The sequence below is a fragment of the Streptomyces sp. NPDC002853 genome, assembly GCF_053591915.1.
Window position 1 is genome coordinate 207,271 of the sequence record NZ_JBSFUS010000012.1, and the last position, 18,866, is coordinate 226,136.

Genomic DNA, 18,866 nt, shown 5'->3' on the forward strand with positions numbered 1-18,866 from the left:
CTGAAGGGGAACATGCCATGAGCGCCGAGGACCTCGAGAAGTACGAGACCGAGATGGAGCTGAAGCTCTACCGGGAGTACCGCGATGTCGTCGGTCTGTTCAAATATGTGATCGAGACCGAACGGCGCTTCTACCTGACCAACGACTACGAGATGCAGGTGCACTCGGTCCAGGGTGAGGTTTTCTTCGAGGTGTCCATGGCGGACGCCTGGGTGTGGGACATGTACAGGCCTGCCAGATTCGTGAAGCAGGTGCGCGTCCTCACGTTCAAGGACGTGAATATCGAGGAGCTCAACAAGAGCGACCTTGAGCTGCCGGGCGGCTGAGTTCACTGGTACGGGTGAGCGAGTTTTCCACAACGCGTGAGTCGTCCACCAAGATCCACAGCGCTCGGGGCTGAGCCCCAGTGTGGGTGTCGGAGGTGGTTCCGACATGAACGCACGTGGGGCACTCGGGCGGTACGGCGAAGATCTGGCCGCGCGGCGGCTGGGCGAAGCCGGAATGACGGTTCTGGAGCGCAATTGGCGCGGCGGCAGGACCGGCGAGATCGACATCGTGGCCATGGACGGCGAAGCGCTGGTCGTCTGTGAGGTCAAGACGCGCAGGGCCGCCCTGGTCGGCTCGGGGATCTATCAGCACCCGATGGCCGCCGTGGGCCAGGCCAAGGCGGAGCGGCTGCGGCGTCTCGCCGAGCGCTGGATCGACGAGCGTGGCGGCCCACCACCGGGCGGAGTGCGGATCGATCTCGTCGGCGTCCTGATCCCCCGCCGCGGGGCCCCTGTCGTGGAGCACGCGCGGGGGGTGGCCTGAGATGGGGTTCGCGCGTACGTGTTCCGTGGCTCTGGTGGGCGTCGAGGGCGTGGTCGTCGAGGTGCAGGCCGACCTGGAGCCGGGCGTCGCGGCATTCACGCTGGTCGGCCTCCCGGACAAGAGCCTGACGGAGAGCAAGGACCGGGTCAGGGCCGCGGTGGTCAACTCCGGAGGGGAGTGGCCCCAGAAGAAGCTCACGGTGGGCCTCAGCCCGGCGTCGGTGCCCAAGGGCGGCAGCGGCTTCGATCTCGCGATCGCCTGCGCGGTGCTCGGCGCGGCGGAGCGCATCGATCCGCGGACCCTCACCGACATCGTGATGATCGGTGAACTGGGGCTCGACGGGCGGGTGCGGCCGGTCAGGGGAGTGCTGCCCGCGGTCCTCGCCGCGGCCGACGCGGGCTATGAGCAGGTCGTGGTCCCGGAGTGCACGGCGGCTGAGGCCGCACTGGTACCGGGGGTCTCGATCCTCGGGGTGCGCAGCCTGCGGCAGCTGATCGCCGTCCTTACCGATGAACCGGTGCCGGAGGAGGAGCCGGACGAGCCGGGGCGTCCGGACCCGATGCTCGCGGGGCTCTGTGTGCCCGGGACCGGTGTGGGCACGGGGCTCAGCGGCGGTCTGGACGACGCTCTCGCCCTTGACCTCGCCGATGTCGTCGGCCAGACCTCGGCCAGGACCGCGGTGGAGGTGGCGGCGTCGGGCGGGCACCACCTCTTTCTGCAGGGCCCGCCGGGCGCGGGAAAGACGATGCTCGCGGAGCGGCTGCCGGCGATCCTGCCCCGGCTGACCAGGGAGGAGTCCCTGGAGGTGACGGCCGTCCACTCCGTGGCGGGCATGCTGCCACCGGGCAAGCCCTTGGTGGACACCGCGCCGTACTGCGCCCCGCACCACTCCGCGACGATGCAGTCACTGGTGGGCGGCGGCAAGGGAATCGCGCGACCGGGGGCGGTGTCGTTGGCTCACCGCGGCGTGCTCTTCCTCGACGAGGCGCCGGAGTTCAGCGGCCAGACCCTGGACTCCTTGCGCCAGCCCCTGGAGTCCGGGCACGTGGTGATCGCTCGCAGCGCGGGCGTGGTGCGCCTGCCCGCGAAGTTCCTGATGGTCATCGCTTGTGTGCGCCCGGTCATTGACCAGGTAGGCGTACGGTCCGCGGGTGCTACGTCTTGGAACCTGGTCAACGCACTTCACGACCCGGGACTTGCCCGAATCGGTGGAGCCGGTCAGCTACCTGCGGCTTCGGCCTGAGGAGTGGGAGTGTTGGCTCGATGACCTGGGCATTCCCGATGGGACGCCGTACTTGTTGTCCCCTGGGTTCGTCTATGACGTGCACGTGAACGCGTACTTCCATCGGGTGGACTTCCTGGGTGGCCCTCTCAACAGCCAGCTCAATAGGGCCTCTGCGCTGGAGAGGTTCTTCAACTTCCTGCACCTGAACCGCGGTTCGAAGATCTGGCGGGACGCCACGGAGGCGGATCACCTCGCCTACCACCACTGGCGTCGACGAGATCCGCGCGGGCCCAGGGTCGACGGCGGCACATGGAGCCAAGAGGTATCGCACCTGCAGCAGTTCTACGTCTTCGCCCTGTCGAAGGGCTGGGTCAGCGCAGTGCCCATCCCGCAGCGGGCGCGGAACGAGTGGTCTGGAATCCAGGCACCCCGACGGCGCCGATCGGGCAGCGAGACTGTCCCGGCGACCTACGCCCATGACGAGGGCAGTGAGCGAATCGAGTGGCTGCCGCAGACGTCCTACCGCCGCTGGCGTGACGTCGGAATCCGTGGCTACGGACTCGACGGCCGACCCCGCGCAGGATTCCGCGGACGATGGGTCGAGCGCAACACGGTCTTCTCGGACCTGATGGTCCGCACCGGGCAGCGGCTGTCGGAGCAGGCCCATCTCGTTGAATGGGAAGTCCCGACCGGGCCCGGACCAGCCGGTTACAGCAGGTTCTGGCTGCCGGCCGCGATCGCCAAATGGCAGTCGGCGGGCTGGATCTACGTTCCGGCATCGCTTCGGCGGGATCTTACGGACTACGCCCTCCACGACCGCGCCGCGGTCGTGGAGGAGGCCCAGGCGGAAGGCCGCTACGGCCGCATCCGGCGTCCCTTGATCGTTGAGGACCGGGACCGGGCCAACGTCGCGCGCTACACCACGGGAGCCATGGCCGGACGCCGCGTTGATGTCCGGCTCCTGGGGCCGCACGAGCGGCGTCGCCTGCTGGTGGAGACCGATGCCGGTCTGGAGCCCGCGATGTTCTGGCTGGGTGAGAGTGGCATGCCGCTGGCTGTCTCCACTTGGAAGGACATGTTCACCACCGCCAACCAGCGGTGCACCGAGCTGGGTCTGGCCGTTGCGGCACACGCCCATCTCCTGCGGCACACCTTTGCCGTCGTCACGCTCGAGCAGCTGCAGCGCGGCCATATCGCGGCGCTGGGAGAGCTGAATCCGGACCAGCGTCTGCACTACGTCCGGATCTTCGGCGATCCCCTGGACTGGGTCCGCCGACGGCTCCGGCATGCGTCGGTGCTGAGCACGCTGATCTATCTGCACGCCTTGCAGGAGCTCGAGATGGAGACCCGCATGGCATTGGTGCCCGACACCTGGGAGGACGTTCGTGACACCCCGCTTGATGAGCTCGGCGACGAGTCGGCACCGGTGGACCTGACCGTCGCGGCGGTGGGCGGATGAGCGGGCGGGGCAGCACCGGTCCGGGCCGCATCTCGGCGGCACCGGCGGGTGAGTACGAGCCGCCGCCTTCGGTCGTCCGGCAGCGGACGGGCGGCCTGGTGGTGGATTTCACCGGAGACGACGGACGGCAGGAGACCTTCGACCTTGGTCGGCTCCCGGTGGTCGGCTGGCACGACTTCCTCGCGGAGGCGTTCGCTCTGCGGACGGGTCCCAGCGGGGCCTTGCGCACGCTGGCAAGCGCGGCGAACTGCTTTCGGTTCATCGTGAAGTGGGCCTACTTCCTGCAGGGCCAGGGGATCGGGGCGGAGCGTCCGGAGCTCTTGTCGCAGGAACACGTGCGGGCGTTCTACGCGGACACGGAGGGCAGCGACGTCAGCCGATACGTGCTGCAGTCCGCGATCCGCACTCTGTTCTCGGACCAGCGCCTGGTCGGGCGGATCCCCGAGCCGGCCATGAACGCGCTGAATCGGACTCTTCCCAAGCCGCGAGGTCAGGCGGTCGGTGGCTACTCGAGCGGGGAGTGGGACCGGCTGGTCGCCGCGGCCCGGGCGGACACCGCCCGGATCGCTCGGCGCATCCGGGCGGCGGAAGAACTCCTGCGACGATTTCGTACAGCACCGCACGAGCTGAGCGCCGACGAGCTGGCCCGCGGCGAGACGCTGGACGCCATGGCGACCACCGGGGTGGTCCCCATCTTCCGCGGCGGCCCGCTCGATCGCGAGCGTCGGATCCTGGCCTCTCAACTCTTCCTGACCTGGGCGGACCTGGCCCCGATCATGGTGCTGCTGGCGGCCGTGACGGGGCGCAACGGCGAGACGCTGAAGGAGCTGCCGGCCGACCACCGGATCCTGGAGGGCCGGGCTGTCGAGCTTGAGGTCATCAAACGCCGCCGCGGCCGCCAGCACTGGTTCCAGACGGTGACCTGGGAGATCGGCCCGCCGAACCGTGAACTCCACACGGCCGGGGGCCTCTACCTCCTCCTGCTCGAACTGACCGCCCGCAGCCGGGAGTTCTGCGGAGCCTCCTCGGCCGTCTGCTTCTGGCGCGTCGGCGCTCGCGCCGGTGTCACGGCCACGAAGGAAGAACACTGGGCCCCCTTTGAACAGGCCCTTCGCCTGGCGGCCAGCATCGAACTGAGGAAGTGGTCGAAGACGCGGCATCCCGCTCTCTTCGCCGATGCCAACGACGACCAGCACGAGCCCCGGCCCCTGCAAGTCACCTTCAACAAGATCAAGACCACCACGGACGCGCGGCGGACCCGGCAGATGGGCGGCCACCTGCCCTCCGCGGCGAAGACGAACACCGCACAGGTGCTGTTCACCAACTACTTGTCGGCCGATGAGCCGACCCGCGACTGGGCCGAAGAGGTCATGGCCGAGGCCCTGGTCGACGCGGAACAAGCCGCGGTCCGGGCACACCAAAGCGCACTGCAGTCCCAAGGCGGGGCACCGACCGTGATCCCGGGGCAGGCCGAGAACGCCGGGCTGGAGGCCAAGGACACCGCCTGGGGAGCCTGCACCGACCACGACCGTCACCCGGTCACCGGCACGACCTGCACTGACTCCTTCCTCGACTGCTTCCACTGCGGCAACTGCCTGATCACCCGCGACCATCTGCCGCGTCTGGTCGCCCTGACCGAGGCCCTGTTGCACCGCCGGCGGCAGATGAGCGAGACCGACTGGTGGAAGCGCTACGGACCGGCCTGGGTCGCGGTCAAGCGGGACATCCTCGCCAAGTTCGACCCGGCCGAGATCGCCGAGGCCCGAACCCGGCAGCCCCACGACGCCCTCCTCGACCTTGTCGAACCCGCCTGGGAGCAACCATGAGCACCGCCGTCCTCCTCACCGCACCCGAGGGCCGCTGGGGCGCCGACCTCTTCGTCCTGCGGGGCCGCCCCCTGAGACCGGGGGTCGCGCTGACGCAGACGAGCCGCTACAGCGACGACGTCTGGCAGCTGAAGCACGTCATGCTCAAGGAGCACGAGCGGTCCCACATCCTGAACTTCGAGGCTCTGCCGCCCCGGTTCCGGCCGACGGTCAAGAAGATCTTCTACAGCCTGCTGGCGGCCGATCCGCCCGACGGTGAGGACCCGCTCGGAGTCCACACCGTGAGGGGGTACTTCAGCCAGATCAAGGCGCTGGTGCTCTGGCTCGATGAGCGATGGCCGCCAGATCGCGTCTCGACCGGCGAGCTGACCCCTCGGGATCTGGACGACTACAACCGGCACCTGCTGGCTACTTACCCTCGTTCGCCCAGTCCACGTTGCCGTCACCGGACCACGATCCGGATCTTGTGGCGTTGGCGGATCCGCCTGGACGGCGAGGCCCTGAGGTTCGACCCCCAGCGGCTGGAGGGATGGTGCGAGAACAACCTCATCCGCTACGGAGAGAACGCCACCGGCCGGCTTCCCGAACCCGTCCTCGGCCCGCTTCTCGGATGGGCGCTCAGGTTCGTGAACGAGTTCTCGGCAGACATCCTGCGAGCCGATCATGAATGGCGTCAGATCCGTGATCACCGGGTTTCCGGCAAACGCCGCAAGGGGGCCATCGAGGCCCGTCTGCGAGCCATGCTCGATGATCACCTCGCGAGTCAGCGTCCGCTGCCTGGCTTCGAAGGACACCCGAACGTCCAGCACATCGCCCGGATCCTGGGCTGCAACCGCAAGTCGGTCGACACCTACGCTCACCTGATCGAGGACGCCGTTGCCATCGTCGGAGTCGCCCCATTCAGCTATTTCGACGCCGCCATCACCGGACAACTGGACGGCGAAGCCTGGCTCGACGGCATCGCCACTTTTCACCTGGCTGACACGAGCCTGGCTCACCTCGGCCGACACCTGCAGGCCGCCTGTTACATCGTGATCGCGTTCCTCAGCGGCATGCGGGACTCCGAGGTCAAACACCTGCGGCGCGGCTGCCTCCACGTCCAGCGTGATGAGGACGGCACTGCCTACCGATGGAAGGTCGGCAGCCTCGCGTTCAAGGGTGAACGCGATGCCGCCGGGGTCCCGGCAACCTGGGTCGTCGGCGAGCCCGTTGCCAAGGCGGTCGAAGTGATGGAAGCCCTCCAGCCCTCAGGCACCGACTTCCTGTTCACCCGCCTTGGTCACGGACCCGGCGCGCAGAAGGGGACCTTTGCCGCGCTGACCGCTAGCGCGACGAACAGTCAGCTCAACCGCTTCACCGTCTGGGTCAACGATTACTGCCAACAGAGAGATCGCACCGACAGCGTCCCAAAGATCAACAACATGGACTTCGTGCTGAAGACCAGCCTCTTCCGCCGCACCCTCGCCTGGTTCATCGCCCGGCGTCCCGGCGGCGTCATCGCTGGCGCCCTGCAATTCCGCCACCACAGCATCCAGATGTTCGAGGGCTATGCCGGCACGAGTTCGTCCGGCTTCCGCGCAGAGGTCGAAAGTGAGCAGGCGCTCAGCCGCGGGGAGTTCTACATGGACAAGATCGAGGCCCACGAGCACACCGACTTCAAGGGCCCCTCCGCTGAGGAGGCCGCCACCCGCCTGCATGATTTCGGTGAGCGAGCACAGTTCCAAGGTCAGCTCGCTCTCAGCCCGGGCCGAGTCCAGCGGATCATGAAACGCCACGATCCAGCGGTCTATCCCGGCACCTACATCACCTGCGTCCACGACCCCGCCAAGGCGCTCTGCGAACGAGCCCGACGCGGCCGCGGCGAAGCGTTGCCCGAACACGGCGGATGCCTGCCCCTGGCCTGCCGGAACGTCGCCCTCACCACGGAGAACACACAAGCGTGGCACCGCGAACTCGCGCGGATCGACCGCCGTCTGTCGTCCCGCCCGCTGCTGCCCCCGCTGATCGTCCACCGGCTCACCGAACGACGGGCTGAGATCGCCACCTTCTTGACCAGCAACGGAATCCCGGTGACCACCCGATGACGATCGTCGACCAGGACCCGCCCGAACCTCTCGTCCGCAAGCGCATGGAGGAAATGATCACCGCTTGCCGGGACACCAACCGCCGACCCAGCGTGCTCGCCTTCGCCCGCAGCCTCGGAATGAGTAACACCACCTTCCGCAGGCGCTATCCCGATCTTGTCCAAGAGATCTCCGTCCGGCGCACGGCTCCCGCTAACGAAGCAGCACGCGGCCCATCCGCCCAGGACAAGCTGATCGCCCGGAATGCGATGCTCCGGCGCCGCAATCGCGCGCTCACCGCCGCCCTCGCCCTGGCCACTGCCCAGATCCAGTACGTCACCCTCGAAAACGCCCGCGTCCGAGAGGCACTCGAAGCCCGAGAAGGAATCACCCAACTCAGCAGTCGGACCCGCCGACGCACCGGCGGGAGGGACCGCGAGGCTTGAACCGACTCCGGGAATTGCTCTTGTCGCGCGCATCTCATAGGTCACACTGGTCGGTTGGACTGCCGAGCTGAGCGCTCGATCCGAGCCCGCTGGTTCCAGGGACTCGCGTCGGCCGACCCCACAGACGGACGTTCGACGCGACCAGCAATACGACAAGACCGATCGGAGAAATGCCCGAAATGAACTCCCCGGAGTCCAGCAACCTGCCGGTCCGCGCGCCGGCTGCATCGGTTCAGGCGGCCCGAGCCGACCTGGAGGCATTTGAGGATCTGATGTTCCAGGTCCTGGAGCATTGGGGACTGCCCACGGACAACATCATCGTCCATGCGAAGCAGCGGGAGACCTTGCTCAAGAACACCCCGGACGTCATCGAAGTGATGACCGACGAGGAGCGGGCGAAGGCGCCCTACATCGCCAAGATGATCATGGCTGGGTCCGTCGGTCTTTTCGACGCGGCGCTCAACTACCTCTGGAACGAGACGGTCAACCGGCTGCGCGACCACGTTGCCGCGTTCGACGTTGATTACTTCTTCACCCTCGCGGAGACGGACCCGGCTCGCCGCAAGAACCTCAAGACGCGCGACGACCTTTCCCAGGTCGATGACTACAAGCTGCTGGAAGCCGCGAACAAGATCAAACTGATCAGCGATGTTGCCTTCAAGCAGTTGACCCACATCAACTACATGCGCAACCACGCGAGCGCGGCGCATCCGAACATCGAGGAGCTGACCGGGCTCAAGCTGGCCGAATGGCTGGAGACCTGCATCAAGGAGGTCTTCCAGCTCAAGCCCCGCAACGTCGTCGCGGAGATCGGCAAGCTCCTCAGCAACATCAAGGCCAAGCGGCTGACGAAGGACGAACTCAACAAGTCGGCAGCGTTCTTCGACGCACTCCCACAGGAACATGCCGACAACCTCGCCGCCGGTCTCTTCGGCATCTACACGCCCGACGACGCGGCACCCGAGGTCCAGGACAACGTCCGTTCGCTCTGGCCGGCGCTCTGGCCGCTGGTCAGCGAGGACGCACGCAACGACCTGGGCATCAAGCTCGCCAGGTTCACCGCCAACGCGGACACCGACCGCGCGGCCCGCGCGCGGGAGCTCCTAGAACTGGTCGGCGGATCCGCCTACCTGCCCGAACCCGAGCGGGTCGCCGAGATCCAGCAGGCCCTGGACGACCTCAAGCGGGCCCACGAGGCACACATGAACAATTTCTACGAGGAGCCGCCCGCTGCCCAGCGGCTCAAGGACGTCGTCGGCCGTCACAGCGACATCCCTGAGCAGGTCACCCTCAACTACGTCCTTCAGCTGGTCGATGTCTTCCTGACCAACGGCTACGGCGTCGCCTGGAACGCGGAACCGACTTACAAGGAACTCATCGGTCGGTTCGACGGCCTCCAGGCCGCGATCGCGCTCCGGTCCTTCGGCTATCGCCAGATCCGCCTCAAGCTCGAGGACGAGATTCCGCGCAAGAAGTGGAAGGAACTGCTCGACATGGTCGACCCGAAGCTCACCGGGCGCGGAGACCGGGCCTTCCTGACCACGGTCCGGGACTTCAGCGGAACCCCGGACAAGCTCATCCAGGACACCAAGATCAAGGCCCAGTTGGACAACTGGCTGGACCGGAACGACTACTGACCAGAACTTTCAGCGGGCCGGGCGCATGACAGCGCCCGGCCCGTTGGCCTGCGGCACACCCAGGAAGTGCAGTAATCGCAGGGAGTGTCGCGGGTGTCAGGACGAGCGCCGGACAGAGGCGCCATGCGTTGCCCTTGGGCTAGCTCGGTTGCGACACCGCTAGGTCCCTTGAAGCGGTCAACGGTCAGTGGGGAAGCCCGTTCACAAGCTCGCCGCCAACCCTTGTCCCTGCGGGCGGCACACCCTGCTGGGTGACGGCTGCGAGTGCCCCGCGTCCGTCATCCGCCGCTATCAGGCGCGGCTGTCGGGACCGCTGCTCGACCGGGTCGACCTGAAGGTCGAGGTGGAGCCCGTCACTCGCTCCGAGCTGGCCGGGCACGGCACTCCGGGGGACTCCACGCAGACGGTCGCCGACCGGGTGCGCGCCGCTCGGGAGCGGGCGGCGGCCCGGCTGACCGGCACCGGCTGGCGCACGAACAGCGAGGTGCCGGGGCACGCACTGCGTACGCGCTGGCCTGCGGAACCGGGCGCCCTGGACGCGGCCGAACTCGACCTGGAGCGTGGCTTTCTGACTGCCCGGGGGCTCGACCGCGTCCTGCGGGTCGCCTGGACCGTCGCGGACCTCGCGGGACGGGGCCGGCCCGGGGTTCAGGATGTCGCCCTGGCACTGCAGTTGCGTACGGGGATCTCGCGGGGAGTGCCGATGGCGATCGGGGCGCTGACATGACCTCGGACCCGGGTGGCACCCCGGAGGAGGAGCGGCTTGCGAGGGCCGCCCTGACCCGGATCCTCGAACCGGGGGACGCGGTGGGCGGGCGGTGGCTGCGCGAGACCGGGGCCGCCGAAGTGGTGCGGCGACTGGTCGAGGGGGAGGGGCGGCTGGCCGGGGTGACTCCGGTGCGGTGGGAAGGGCTGCGGGCGCGGGCCGTGCGGGCGAGGCCCGGACGGGACCTGGCGGAGGCGCGGGACGAGGGGGTGCGCTTCGTGTGTCCGGGGGAGGCGGAGTGGCCGGCCCAACTGGACGACCTCGGGGACGCGCGGCCCGTGGGGCTGTGGGTGCGGGGGCAGCCCAGTCTGCGGATATGGGCGCTGCGGTCGGTGGCCGTGGTCGGCGCGCGGGCCTGCACGGAGTACGGGGCGCACATGGCGTCCGGGCTGGGTGCGGGGTTGGCCGAGCGGGGGTGGGTGGTCGTGTCGGGCGGCGCCTATGGGGTGGACGGTGCCGCGCACCGGGGAGCGCTGGGGGCCGGTGGGGCCACGGTCGCGGTGCTCGCGTGCGGGGTCGATCAGGCCTATCCGCGGGGTCACGCCGAGTTGCTCAGGAGGATCGCGGAACAGGGGCTGCTGGTGGGGGAGTTGCCGCCCGGGGACCACCCCACGCCGAGCCGTTTCATCCTCAGGAACCGAGTGATCGCCGCTCTCACCAGGGGGAGTGTCGTCGTCGAGGCCGCCTACCGCAGTGGCGCGCTCGCGACGGCACGCAGTGCTCGGGAGCTCGGGCGGTTCACGATGGGGGTGCCGGGTCCCGCGACGAGCGGTCTCTCGGCGGGGGTGCACGAACTGCTGCGGCGGGACGGAGTCCTGGTGACCGACGCGGCGGACGTCGTGGAGCTTGTGGGCGACATGGGCGAGCTGGCCCCGGAGCGGCGCGGGCCCGTGGTGCCGCGCGATCTGCTCACCCCGGACGCCGCGCGCGTCCTGGCGGCGGTGCCCGGCAGGGGGAGCGCGTCGGCCCGGGAGATCGCGCTCGGGGCGGGCACGGTGGTGGATATGGCGATCGGTCGGCTGTACGAGTTGCGCTCTCTCGGGTTCGTCGAACGACACGGCGACGGCTGGCAGTTGACACGCCAGGCGATTGTGTCGGTCTCGTCGGAGGGAGACAGTTCGTGACCGACCGTGTTCGGCCGTCTGGATGAACCCCCGATGGCCTTGGGAGCGGCCGCAGTTGACGCTTCAAGCTCGTCACGGACGGCGACGGGGGGCACCGGGTAGGGCGCCCAGCGGAACGTATCTGCGTACGCGAGATCCCCTACTGTTCGCACACTGCGACACTCCAGTCACGCTACGCTCACAAGGATTCCGACGCGGACAGGCAACCACAGGCAAGCAGACGGACAACCTCATTCACTTCACGCAAACTCACCACCTCGCGGGCGCGGGCGAATCCATCGGCTCGCACGACCTCACCGGTTCACGGCAGAACGGCTCAAGGCAACAAATGCCCCAGCACACCTCAGGGTCCGATCGGGCGGCGGCTCCTCCCGCCGCCCGGAGCGGCGAGCGGGAGCGGCCCCCCGCCCCCTCGTCGCTGGACGAGCTGTGGCGTTCGTACAAGGACACGGGGGACGGGCGGCTGCGCGAACAGCTGATCCTGCACTACTCACCGCTGGTGAAATACGTCGCGGGCCGGGTCAGCGTGGGCCTCCCGCCCAATGTCGAGCAGGCGGACTTCGTGTCCTCCGGGGTGTTCGGTCTGATCGACGCGATCGAGAAGTTCGACATCGAGCGCTCCATCAAGTTCGAGACGTACGCGATCACCCGCATCCGCGGCGCGATGATCGACGAACTGCGGGCCCTCGACTGGATTCCCCGGTCCGTGCGGCAGAAGGCACGCAACGTCGAGCGGGCCTACGCCACGCTCGAAGCCCAGTTGCGGCGTACTCCCTCGGAGGGCGAGGTCGCCCACGAGATGGGGATCGCCATCGAGGAACTGCACGGCATTTTCAGCCAGTTGTCGCTGGCGAACGTGGTGGCTCTCGAGGAACTGCTGCACGTCGGCGGCGAGGGCGGCAACCGGCTGAGCCTGATGGACACCCTCGAGGACACCGCGGCCGACAATCCCGTGGAGGTGGCCGAGGACCGCGAGCTGCGGCGGCTGCTCGCGCGCGCGATCAATACGCTGCCGGAGCGGGAGAAGACGGTCGTGACGCTCTACTACTACGAGGGCCTGACGCTCGCCGAGATCGGCAACGTGCTCGGCGTGACGGAGAGCCGGGTGAGCCAGATCCACACGAAGTCCGTGCTCCAGCTGCGGGCGAAGCTGGCGAGTTTCGGCCGCTGAGGGCGCTGAATCGTCCCTGCCCCTGGCATGTGCCGTGCGATCGGGGTCCGGCGTTCCCCGGAGTGCAGCGACTCCCGTCCTCGCGGTCACGTCCGTAGAGTGGAGGGCGTGCCAAGGATTCGAGCGGCCTCTGTGGCCGAGCACCGGTCGATGCAGCGCGGCGCCCTTCTGGACGCCGCACGCTCCCTGCTGTCCGAGGGCGGTACGGAGGCGTTGACCTTCCCCGCCCTCGCTGAACGCACGGGGCTCGCGCGGTCGTCGGTGTACGAGTACTTCCGGTCGCGTGCCGCGGTCGTGGAGGAGCTGTGCGAGGTCGACTTCCCCGTCTGGGCGGCGGAGGTCTCCGCCGCGATGGAGGGAGCCGACTCCGCCGAGGGCAAGGTCGAGGCGTACGTCAGGCGGCAGCTCGATCTGGTGGGTGACCGGCGCCACCGGGCCGTAGTCGCGATCTCGGCGGCGGAGCTGGACGCGGGTGCGCGCGAGAAGATCCGGGCCGCGCACGGCGGGCTCGTCGCCATGATCGGCGAGGCGCTGCGCGAGTTGGGGCACGCCGAGCCACGGCTCGCGGCGATGCTCCTGCAGGGTGTCGTGGACGCGGCGGTGCGGCGCATCGAGCTCGGCGCCGCCGAGGACCCGACCGCCATCACCGAGGCGGCCGTGACCATGGCCCTGCGGGGTGTGCGGGGCTGAGGCCCCGCACGTCGATGCCCGGCAGTGGGCCGCCCCGTCCCTTTGCTCCGCCCGGCAGAACGCCTGCCCACAGCGGGACCAGCCGCAGGAACGGCACATCGATCACCGGCGCATGGATCACCGGAACATCGATCACCGGCAGCAGGCGGGCGGCCCCGCGTCGCAGCAGCCACGGTGGCAGCAGCGACAGCGGGTCCAGATACGCCTCGGCCCTCAGCAGCCCCCAGTGCAGGCAGCTGCCCGGACAGTGGGCGCCGGGCGGTTCCAGCACCCCCAACGTCTCGCCGGCCGCCACCTCGGCGCCCTTTTTGACCGTGGCCCGCAACGGCTCGTACGTCGTGCGCAGGGGTGGGTCGCCGGTGCCCGTCAGCTCCACGGCGATCACTCCCCGTCCCGCCACCCGGCCCGCGAAGGAGACCCTGCCCGCAGCCGCCGCCCGGACCACCGAGCCCGGCGGCGCCGCGAGGTCCACGCCCCGGTGGCCCCGGCCGTACTCCGTCGCCGGAGGTTCCCAGCCCCGTACGACAGCCGGCCGCACCCCCACCGGCCAAGCGCGGCCGACCTTCGGCACCTCCGGCACCGGCTCCCGGGCCACCTCCGGCACCGGCTCCTCGGCAGCCCCGGCGGGTACCACCGCCACGGTGATCAAGGCCACGCACAGCAGCACCCCACCGAGCACCAGACCCGGCAACAGACGCAGCACCACACTCAGGCTTCTTCGCATGTGAGACATGCCAGAACCGTCCCGCGCCGGGCCGGTCCGCGGGGATCATGGCGCGGATCTGTGGATGACCAGCCGCTTGTGGACATCGGCGTCACCCGCTGCCTCGCGGGTCCCGTACACTTCTTGTGGCGATCCGGGTCACCGGGTCGACTTCGCACGCCCCGACACCAGGCCATGAAAAGCCAGGTGCCAGCGCCTCTCGGTCCTTTGCGGCACGGCGCATCGCGGGCGTCAGGCGCGTCTGCCATCCGGCGGACGCGGCACAACCGAGAACACCAAGGAGTACGGCCATGGCCGTCGTCACGATGCGGGAGCTGCTGGAAAGCGGCGTCCACTTCGGTCACCAGACCCGTCGTTGGAACCCGAAGATGAAGCGCTTCATCTTCACGGAGCGCAACGGCATCTACATCATCGACCTGCTCCAGTCGCTGTCGTACATCGACCGCGCCTACGAGTTCGTCAAGGAGACCGTCGCCCACGGCGGCACGGTCATGTTCGTCGGCACGAAGAAGCAGGCGCAGGAGGCCATCGCCGAGCAGGCGACCCGCGTCGGCATGCCCTACGTGAACCAGCGCTGGCTGGGCGGCATGCTCACCAACTTCTCGACCGTCTACAAGCGCCTGCAGCGCCTGAAGGAGCTCGAGCAGATCGACTTCGAGGATGTGGCCGCGTCCGGCCTCACCAAGAAGGAGCTGCTCGTCCTCTCCCGCGAGAAGGCCAAGCTGGAGAAGACCCTCGGCGGTATCCGCGAGATGTCCAAGGTGCCCAGCGCCGTCTGGATCGTGGACACCAAGAAGGAGCACATCGCGGTCGGTGAGGCCCGGAAGCTCAACATTCCGGTCGTCGCCATCCTCGACACCAACTGCGACCCCGACGAGGTCGACTACAAGATCCCGGGCAACGACGACGCGATCCGCTCCGTCACCCTGCTCACCCGCGTGATCGCCGACGCCGTCGCCGAGGGCCTCATCTCCCGTTCCGGCGTGGCCACGGGCGACCAGAAGCCGGGCGAGAAGGCCGCCGGCGAGCCGCTCGCCGAGTGGGAGCGCGACCTGCTCGAGGGCGAGAAGAAGGCTGACGAGCCGAAGGCCGAAGAGGCCGAGGTTCAGAAGTCCGCCGAGACGGAGAAGGCCGCCGACGCCGAGCAGGCCGAGGCCCCCGCCGAGGTTGCCGCCGCCGAGGCCCCCGCCACGGAGACCGAGCAGGCCTGACCTTCACAGGTTCGGTAGTTGACGGCGGGGGCCCATCAGGCCCCCGCCGTTCACCCGTAGATCTTTCAGACCTCCGAAAGAGAATTTCAGGATCATGGCGAACTACACCGCCGCTGACGTCAAGAAGCTCCGCGAGCTCACGGGCGCCGGCATGATGGACTGCAAGAAGGCGCTCGACGAGGCCGACGGCAGCGTCGACAAGGCCGTCGAGGCCCTGCGCATCAAGGGCCAGAAGGGCGTCGCCAAGCGCGAGGGCCGCTCCGCCGAGAACGGCGCCGTGGTCTCCCTCATCGCCGACGACAACACCTCCGGCGTGATCGTCGAGCTGAAGTGCGAGACGGACTTCGTCGCCAAGGGCGAGAAGTTCCAGGCCGTGGCGAACTCGCTGGCCGCGCACATCGCCAAGACGTCCCCGGCCGACCTCGAGGCGCTGCTGGCGTCCGAGATCGAGGCCGGCAAGACCGTCCAGGCGTACGTCGACGAGGCCAACGCCAACCTCGGCGAGAAGATCGTCCTGGACCGCTTCGCGCAGTTCTCGGGCACCTTCGTGACCGCGTACATGCACCGCACCATGCCCGACCTGCCCCCGCAGATCGGTGTTCTGGTCGAGCTGGACAAGGCCGACGCCGACCTCGCCAAGGGCATCGCGCAGCACATCGCCGCCTTCGCGCCGAAGTACCTCTCCCGTGAGGACGTCCCGGCCGAGGTCGTCGAGTCCGAGCGCCGCGTCGCCGAGGAGACCACCCGCGCCGAGGGCAAGCCCGAGGCCGCGCTGCCCAAGATCGTCGAGGGTCGCGTCAACGGCTTCTTCAAGGAGGCCACCCTCCTCGGTCAGCCGTACGCGCTCGACAACAAGAAGTCCGTCCAGAAGGTCCTGGACGAGGCCGGTGTCACCCTGAAGCGCTTCTCGCGCATCAAGGTCGGCATCTGAGTCCGTACCGCGATCGACGGTAGACCCCGCTAGGGTCGACAGCGGTCGCCCGCGTACCCACGCGTACGCGACGTACGACCGCAGGATCTGACGAGGAGGCCATTGCCGAGCATGGGATGCGAACAACACCCCACCGGCAGTGGCCTTCTTCGTATGTGCGCCGAGCAAAAAGAAGCGAGAACTCCATGACCACCAAGGCCGACACAAACAGCGGCGACGATAAAGTCCCCGGTCGTTTCCTGCTGAAGCTCTCCGGTGAGGCGTTCGCCGGCGGGGGCGGCCTTGGCGTCGACCCCGATGTGGTGCACGCGATCGCCAAGGAGATCGCCGCGGTCGTCCGGGACGGCGCCCAGATCGCGGCCGTCATCGGCGGCGGCAACTTCTTCCGCGGCGCGGAGCTGCAGCAGCGCGGCATGGACCGCGCCCGCTCCGACTACATGGGCATGCTCGGCACGGTCATGAACTGCCTTGCCCTGCAGGACTTCCTGGAGAAGGAAGGCATCGACTGCCGCGTGCAGACCGCCATCACGATGGGCCAGGTCGCGGAGCCGTACATCCCGCTGCGCGCCGTGCGGCACCTGGAGAAGGGCCGTGTGGTCATCTTCGGCGCCGGCATGGGCATGCCGTACTTCTCCACCGACACCACCGCGGCGCAGCGCGCCCTGGAGATCGACGCCGAGGCCCTGCTCATGGGCAAGAACGGCGTCGACGGGGTCTACGACTCCGACCCCAAGACCAACCCGGACGCGGTGAAGTACGACGCGCTCGGCTATGGCGAGGTCATCACCCGCGACCTGAAGGTCGCCGACATGACCGCGATCACGCTGTGCCGCGACAACAAGCTGCCCATCCTGGTCTTCGAGTTGCTCTCCTCCGGCAATATCGCGCGTGCCGTCAAGGGTGAGAAGATCGGCACACTCGTGGGCGACGAGGGCACCCGCGCCTGATCTCGGGGCCCTCCCCGAGGGCCACGAGGGATGGACAAAGCCCTGCCGGTCGGACACGGTGCAGGGAAAGAGACGCGACGCAGCCGACACCCCATGGACTCCCCCTACTTCACCGTGTGGGGGCGCCCCCAGCCCACTCACAACACGCAGGAGCAAGTGGTGATCGAAGAGACCCTCCTCGAGGCCGAGGAGAAGATGGAGAAGGCCGTCGTGGTCGCCAAGGAGGACTTCGCCGCGATTCGCACAGGCCGTGCGCACCCGGCGATGTTCAACAAGATCGTGGCCGACTACTACGGCGCCCTTACGCCGATCAATCAGCTGGCCTCGTTCTCGGTGCCCGAGCCGCGGATGGCCGTGGTGACCCCGTTCGACAAGAGCGCGCTGCGCAACATCGAGCAGGCGATCCGCGACTCCGACCTCGGCGTCAACCCCAGCAATGACGGAAACATCATCCGGGTGACGTTCCCCGAGCTGACGCAGGACCGCCGCAAGGAGTACATCAAGGTCGCCAAGACCAAGGCCGAGGACTCCAAGATCTCGATCCGCTCCATCCGCCGCAAGGCCAAGGAAACGATCGACAAGGCGATCAAGGACGGCGACATCGGCGAGGACGAGGGCCGTCGTGCGGAGAAGGAGCTCGACGACACCACCGCGAAGTACGTCGCCCAGGTGGACGAGCTGCTCAAGCACAAGGAAGCCGAGCTGCTCGAGGTCTGAGGGCTCAAGGTCTGAGGACTGAGGAATCCGATCCGTGAACGACTCTTCCTGGGGGGCGCCTCCCAGAACCGGGTACTGGGGGCCGCCCGACCAGGGCCCTGCTCGAGGGGCTGCCCCGGCAGGTCCCGCGTACGATGCGCATGACGCCCTGTATCCAGCAGAGACGCAGCCCATGCCCATCGTGCCTGACATGCCTGAAGTACCCCAGGAGCCCATGCCCAGCGCATCACAGCCCGCCCCTGAGGCGCCGCGAGCGCCTCAAGCGCCCAAGGCGCCCCAAGCGCCGCAGAAGAAGAGCGCGGGCCGTGATCTCGGGGCGGCCATAGGAGTCGGCGTGGGGCTCGGCGCGGTGATCGTCGCGTCGCTCTTCATCGTGAAGGCCGTCTTCATCGGCGTCATAGCGGTCGCCGTGGTGGTCGGTCTCTGGGAGCTCACCTCGCGGCTCCAGGAGCGCAAGGAGATCAAGGCGCCGCTGGTCCCGCTGGCGGTGGGCGGCGCCGCGATGGTCGTCGCCGGATACGTCCGCGGACCCGAGGGCGCCTGGGTCGCCATGGCGCTCACCGCGCTCGCGGTGCTCGTCTGGCGGATGACCGAGCCGCCCGAGGGCTATCTGAAGGACGTCACGGCGGGCGTCTTCGCGGCGTTCTACGTCCCGTTCCTCGCGACGTTCGTGGCGATGATGCTCACCGCGGACGACGGCGCGATGCGGGTACTCACGTTCCTGCTCCTGACCGTGGTCAGCGACACCGGGGCGTACGCGATCGGCTGGCGCTTCGGCAAGCACAAGCTCGCCCCGCGCATCAGTCCCGGCAAGACCCGCGAGGGCCTGGTCGGCGCGGTGACGTTCGCGATGGCCGGTGGCGCGCTGTGCATGGAGTTCCTGATCGACGGCGGCACGTGGTGGCAGGGGCTGCTCATCGGCCTCGCGGTCGCCGCGAGCGCGACGCTCGGGGACCTGGGCGAGTCGATGATCAAGCGTGACCTCGGCATCAAGGACATGGGCACTTTGCTGCCGGGCCACGGCGGCATCATGGACCGCCTGGACTCCCTGCTGCCGACCGCACCGGTGGTCTGGCTGCTGCTCGTGATCTTCGTGGGCTCGAGCTGACCTGCGGATTT

The 18,866-nt window shown here is 68.5% G+C and carries 15 protein-coding genes and 3 pseudogenes; 17 read left to right on the forward strand and 1 reads right to left on the reverse strand.

Annotation, left to right across the window (positions count from 1 at the left end):
• The first annotated feature begins 17 nt into the window (after positions 1–17).
• The 12 genes and pseudogenes from ACWD02_RS31555 to ACWD02_RS31610 all read left to right on the forward strand — a co-directional run bounded on the left by ACWD02_RS31555 (position 18) and on the right by ACWD02_RS31610 (position 13,217).
• On the forward strand, positions 18–326 hold the full coding sequence (locus tag ACWD02_RS31555; protein WP_003965949.1) for a DUF2469 domain-containing protein: 309 nt from the start codon (positions 18–20) through the stop codon (positions 324–326).
• A 106-nt stretch (positions 327–432) separates the two neighbouring features.
• A complete protein-coding gene (locus tag ACWD02_RS31560; protein WP_363212539.1) occupies positions 433–810 on the forward strand; it encodes a YraN family protein in 378 nt (125 codons plus the stop codon).
• A 1-nt stretch (position 811) separates the two neighbouring features.
• A pseudogene (locus ACWD02_RS31565) lies at positions 812–1,918 on the forward strand (YifB family Mg chelatase-like AAA ATPase); the annotation flags it as partial.
• An 88-nt stretch (positions 1,919–2,006) separates the two neighbouring features.
• A complete protein-coding gene (locus ACWD02_RS31570) occupies positions 2,007–3,494 on the forward strand; it encodes a tyrosine-type recombinase/integrase (RefSeq protein WP_451216471.1) in 1,488 nt (495 codons plus the stop codon).
• Positions 3,491–5,320, forward strand: coding sequence for a hypothetical protein (locus tag ACWD02_RS31575; RefSeq protein ID WP_451216474.1), 1,830 nt, complete (start codon positions 3,491–3,493; stop codon positions 5,318–5,320). The genes ACWD02_RS31570 and ACWD02_RS31575 overlap by 4 nt, the downstream gene beginning before the upstream one ends.
• Positions 5,317–7,404 carry a hypothetical protein gene (locus ACWD02_RS31580; protein WP_451216477.1) on the forward strand — a complete coding sequence of 696 codons (2,088 nt, stop codon included), beginning with the start codon at positions 5,317–5,319 and terminating at the stop codon, positions 7,402–7,404. The genes ACWD02_RS31575 and ACWD02_RS31580 overlap by 4 nt, the downstream gene beginning before the upstream one ends.
• A complete protein-coding gene (locus ACWD02_RS31585) occupies positions 7,401–7,829 on the forward strand; it encodes a hypothetical protein (protein WP_451216480.1) in 429 nt (142 codons plus the stop codon). Before ACWD02_RS31580 ends, ACWD02_RS31585 begins: the two co-directional genes overlap by 4 nt.
• A 179-nt stretch (positions 7,830–8,008) precedes the next feature.
• Positions 8,009–9,466 carry a hypothetical protein gene (locus ACWD02_RS31590; RefSeq protein WP_451216482.1) on the forward strand — a complete coding sequence of 486 codons (1,458 nt, stop codon included), beginning with the start codon at positions 8,009–8,011 and terminating at the stop codon, positions 9,464–9,466.
• A 208-nt stretch (positions 9,467–9,674) separates the two neighbouring features.
• Positions 9,675–10,193: pseudogene (locus tag ACWD02_RS31595) on the forward strand (magnesium chelatase subunit ChlI family protein); the annotation flags it as partial.
• Positions 10,190–11,356 carry a DNA-processing protein DprA gene (gene dprA / locus ACWD02_RS31600; protein ID WP_451216485.1) on the forward strand — a complete coding sequence of 389 codons (1,167 nt, stop codon included), beginning with the start codon at positions 10,190–10,192 and terminating at the stop codon, positions 11,354–11,356. The pseudogene ACWD02_RS31595 and the gene dprA, both read left to right, overlap by 4 nt.
• Before the next feature lie 328 nt (positions 11,357–11,684).
• The gene (gene whiG / locus ACWD02_RS31605) at positions 11,685–12,527 is read left to right on the forward strand and encodes an RNA polymerase sigma factor WhiG (protein WP_160507467.1); all 843 of its coding nucleotides are present in this window, start codon (positions 11,685–11,687) and stop codon (positions 12,525–12,527) included.
• Positions 12,528–12,659: 132 nt separating this feature from the next.
• On the forward strand, positions 12,660–13,217 hold the full coding sequence (locus ACWD02_RS31610; RefSeq protein ID WP_451216821.1) for a TetR/AcrR family transcriptional regulator: 558 nt from the start codon (positions 12,660–12,662) through the stop codon (positions 13,215–13,217).
• A 118-nt stretch (positions 13,218–13,335) separates the two neighbouring features.
• Here ACWD02_RS31610 and ACWD02_RS31615 read toward each other — a convergent pair.
• Positions 13,336–13,941 (reverse strand): annotated as a pseudogene (locus tag ACWD02_RS31615) (peptidoglycan DD-metalloendopeptidase family protein); the annotation flags it as partial.
• A gap of 290 nt (positions 13,942–14,231) precedes the next feature.
• Here ACWD02_RS31615 and rpsB point away from each other — a divergent pair.
• From rpsB to ACWD02_RS31640, 5 genes are all read left to right on the forward strand, one after another.
• Positions 14,232–15,152 (forward strand): 30S ribosomal protein S2, encoded by a 921-nt coding sequence (rpsB, locus tag ACWD02_RS31620; protein WP_451216488.1) that lies wholly within the window; start codon positions 14,232–14,234, stop codon positions 15,150–15,152.
• A gap of 94 nt (positions 15,153–15,246) precedes the next feature.
• On the forward strand, positions 15,247–16,083 hold the full coding sequence (gene tsf, locus ACWD02_RS31625) for a translation elongation factor Ts (RefSeq protein ID WP_389908938.1): 837 nt from the start codon (positions 15,247–15,249) through the stop codon (positions 16,081–16,083).
• Positions 16,084–16,268: 185 nt separating this feature from the next.
• Positions 16,269–17,030: a UMP kinase gene (pyrH, locus tag ACWD02_RS31630; protein ID WP_365824121.1), complete on the forward strand. Its 762-nt coding sequence runs from the start codon at positions 16,269–16,271 to the stop codon at positions 17,028–17,030.
• Between the two features lie 159 nt (positions 17,031–17,189).
• The gene (frr, locus tag ACWD02_RS31635) at positions 17,190–17,747 is read left to right on the forward strand and encodes a ribosome recycling factor (protein ID WP_383316946.1); all 558 of its coding nucleotides are present in this window, start codon (positions 17,190–17,192) and stop codon (positions 17,745–17,747) included.
• A 34-nt stretch (positions 17,748–17,781) separates the two neighbouring features.
• Positions 17,782–18,855, forward strand: a complete 1,074-nt coding sequence (locus tag ACWD02_RS31640; RefSeq protein WP_451216493.1) for a phosphatidate cytidylyltransferase — start codon at positions 17,782–17,784, stop codon at positions 18,853–18,855.
• Positions 18,856–18,866 lie beyond the last annotated feature (11 nt).

Coding starts and splice junctions, on each gene's coding strand:
- ACWD02_RS31555 (WP_003965949.1), top strand. CDS start 18: ATGAGCGCCGAGGACCTCGAGAAGTACGAGACCGAGATGGAGCTGAAG.
- ACWD02_RS31560 (WP_363212539.1), top strand. CDS start 433: ATGAACGCACGTGGGGCACTCGGGCGGTACGGCGAAGATCTGGCCGCG.
- ACWD02_RS31575 (WP_451216474.1), top strand. CDS start 3,491: ATGAGCGGGCGGGGCAGCACCGGTCCGGGCCGCATCTCGGCGGCACCG.
- ACWD02_RS31580 (WP_451216477.1), top strand. CDS start 5,317: ATGAGCACCGCCGTCCTCCTCACCGCACCCGAGGGCCGCTGGGGCGCC.
- ACWD02_RS31585 (WP_451216480.1), top strand. CDS start 7,401: ATGACGATCGTCGACCAGGACCCGCCCGAACCTCTCGTCCGCAAGCGC.
- ACWD02_RS31590 (WP_451216482.1), top strand. CDS start 8,009: ATGAACTCCCCGGAGTCCAGCAACCTGCCGGTCCGCGCGCCGGCTGCA.
- dprA (WP_451216485.1), top strand. CDS start 10,190: ATGACCTCGGACCCGGGTGGCACCCCGGAGGAGGAGCGGCTTGCGAGG.
- whiG (WP_160507467.1), top strand. CDS start 11,685: ATGCCCCAGCACACCTCAGGGTCCGATCGGGCGGCGGCTCCTCCCGCC.
- rpsB (WP_451216488.1), top strand. CDS start 14,232: ATGGCCGTCGTCACGATGCGGGAGCTGCTGGAAAGCGGCGTCCACTTC.
- tsf (WP_389908938.1), top strand. CDS start 15,247: ATGGCGAACTACACCGCCGCTGACGTCAAGAAGCTCCGCGAGCTCACG.
- pyrH (WP_365824121.1), top strand. CDS start 16,269: ATGACCACCAAGGCCGACACAAACAGCGGCGACGATAAAGTCCCCGGT.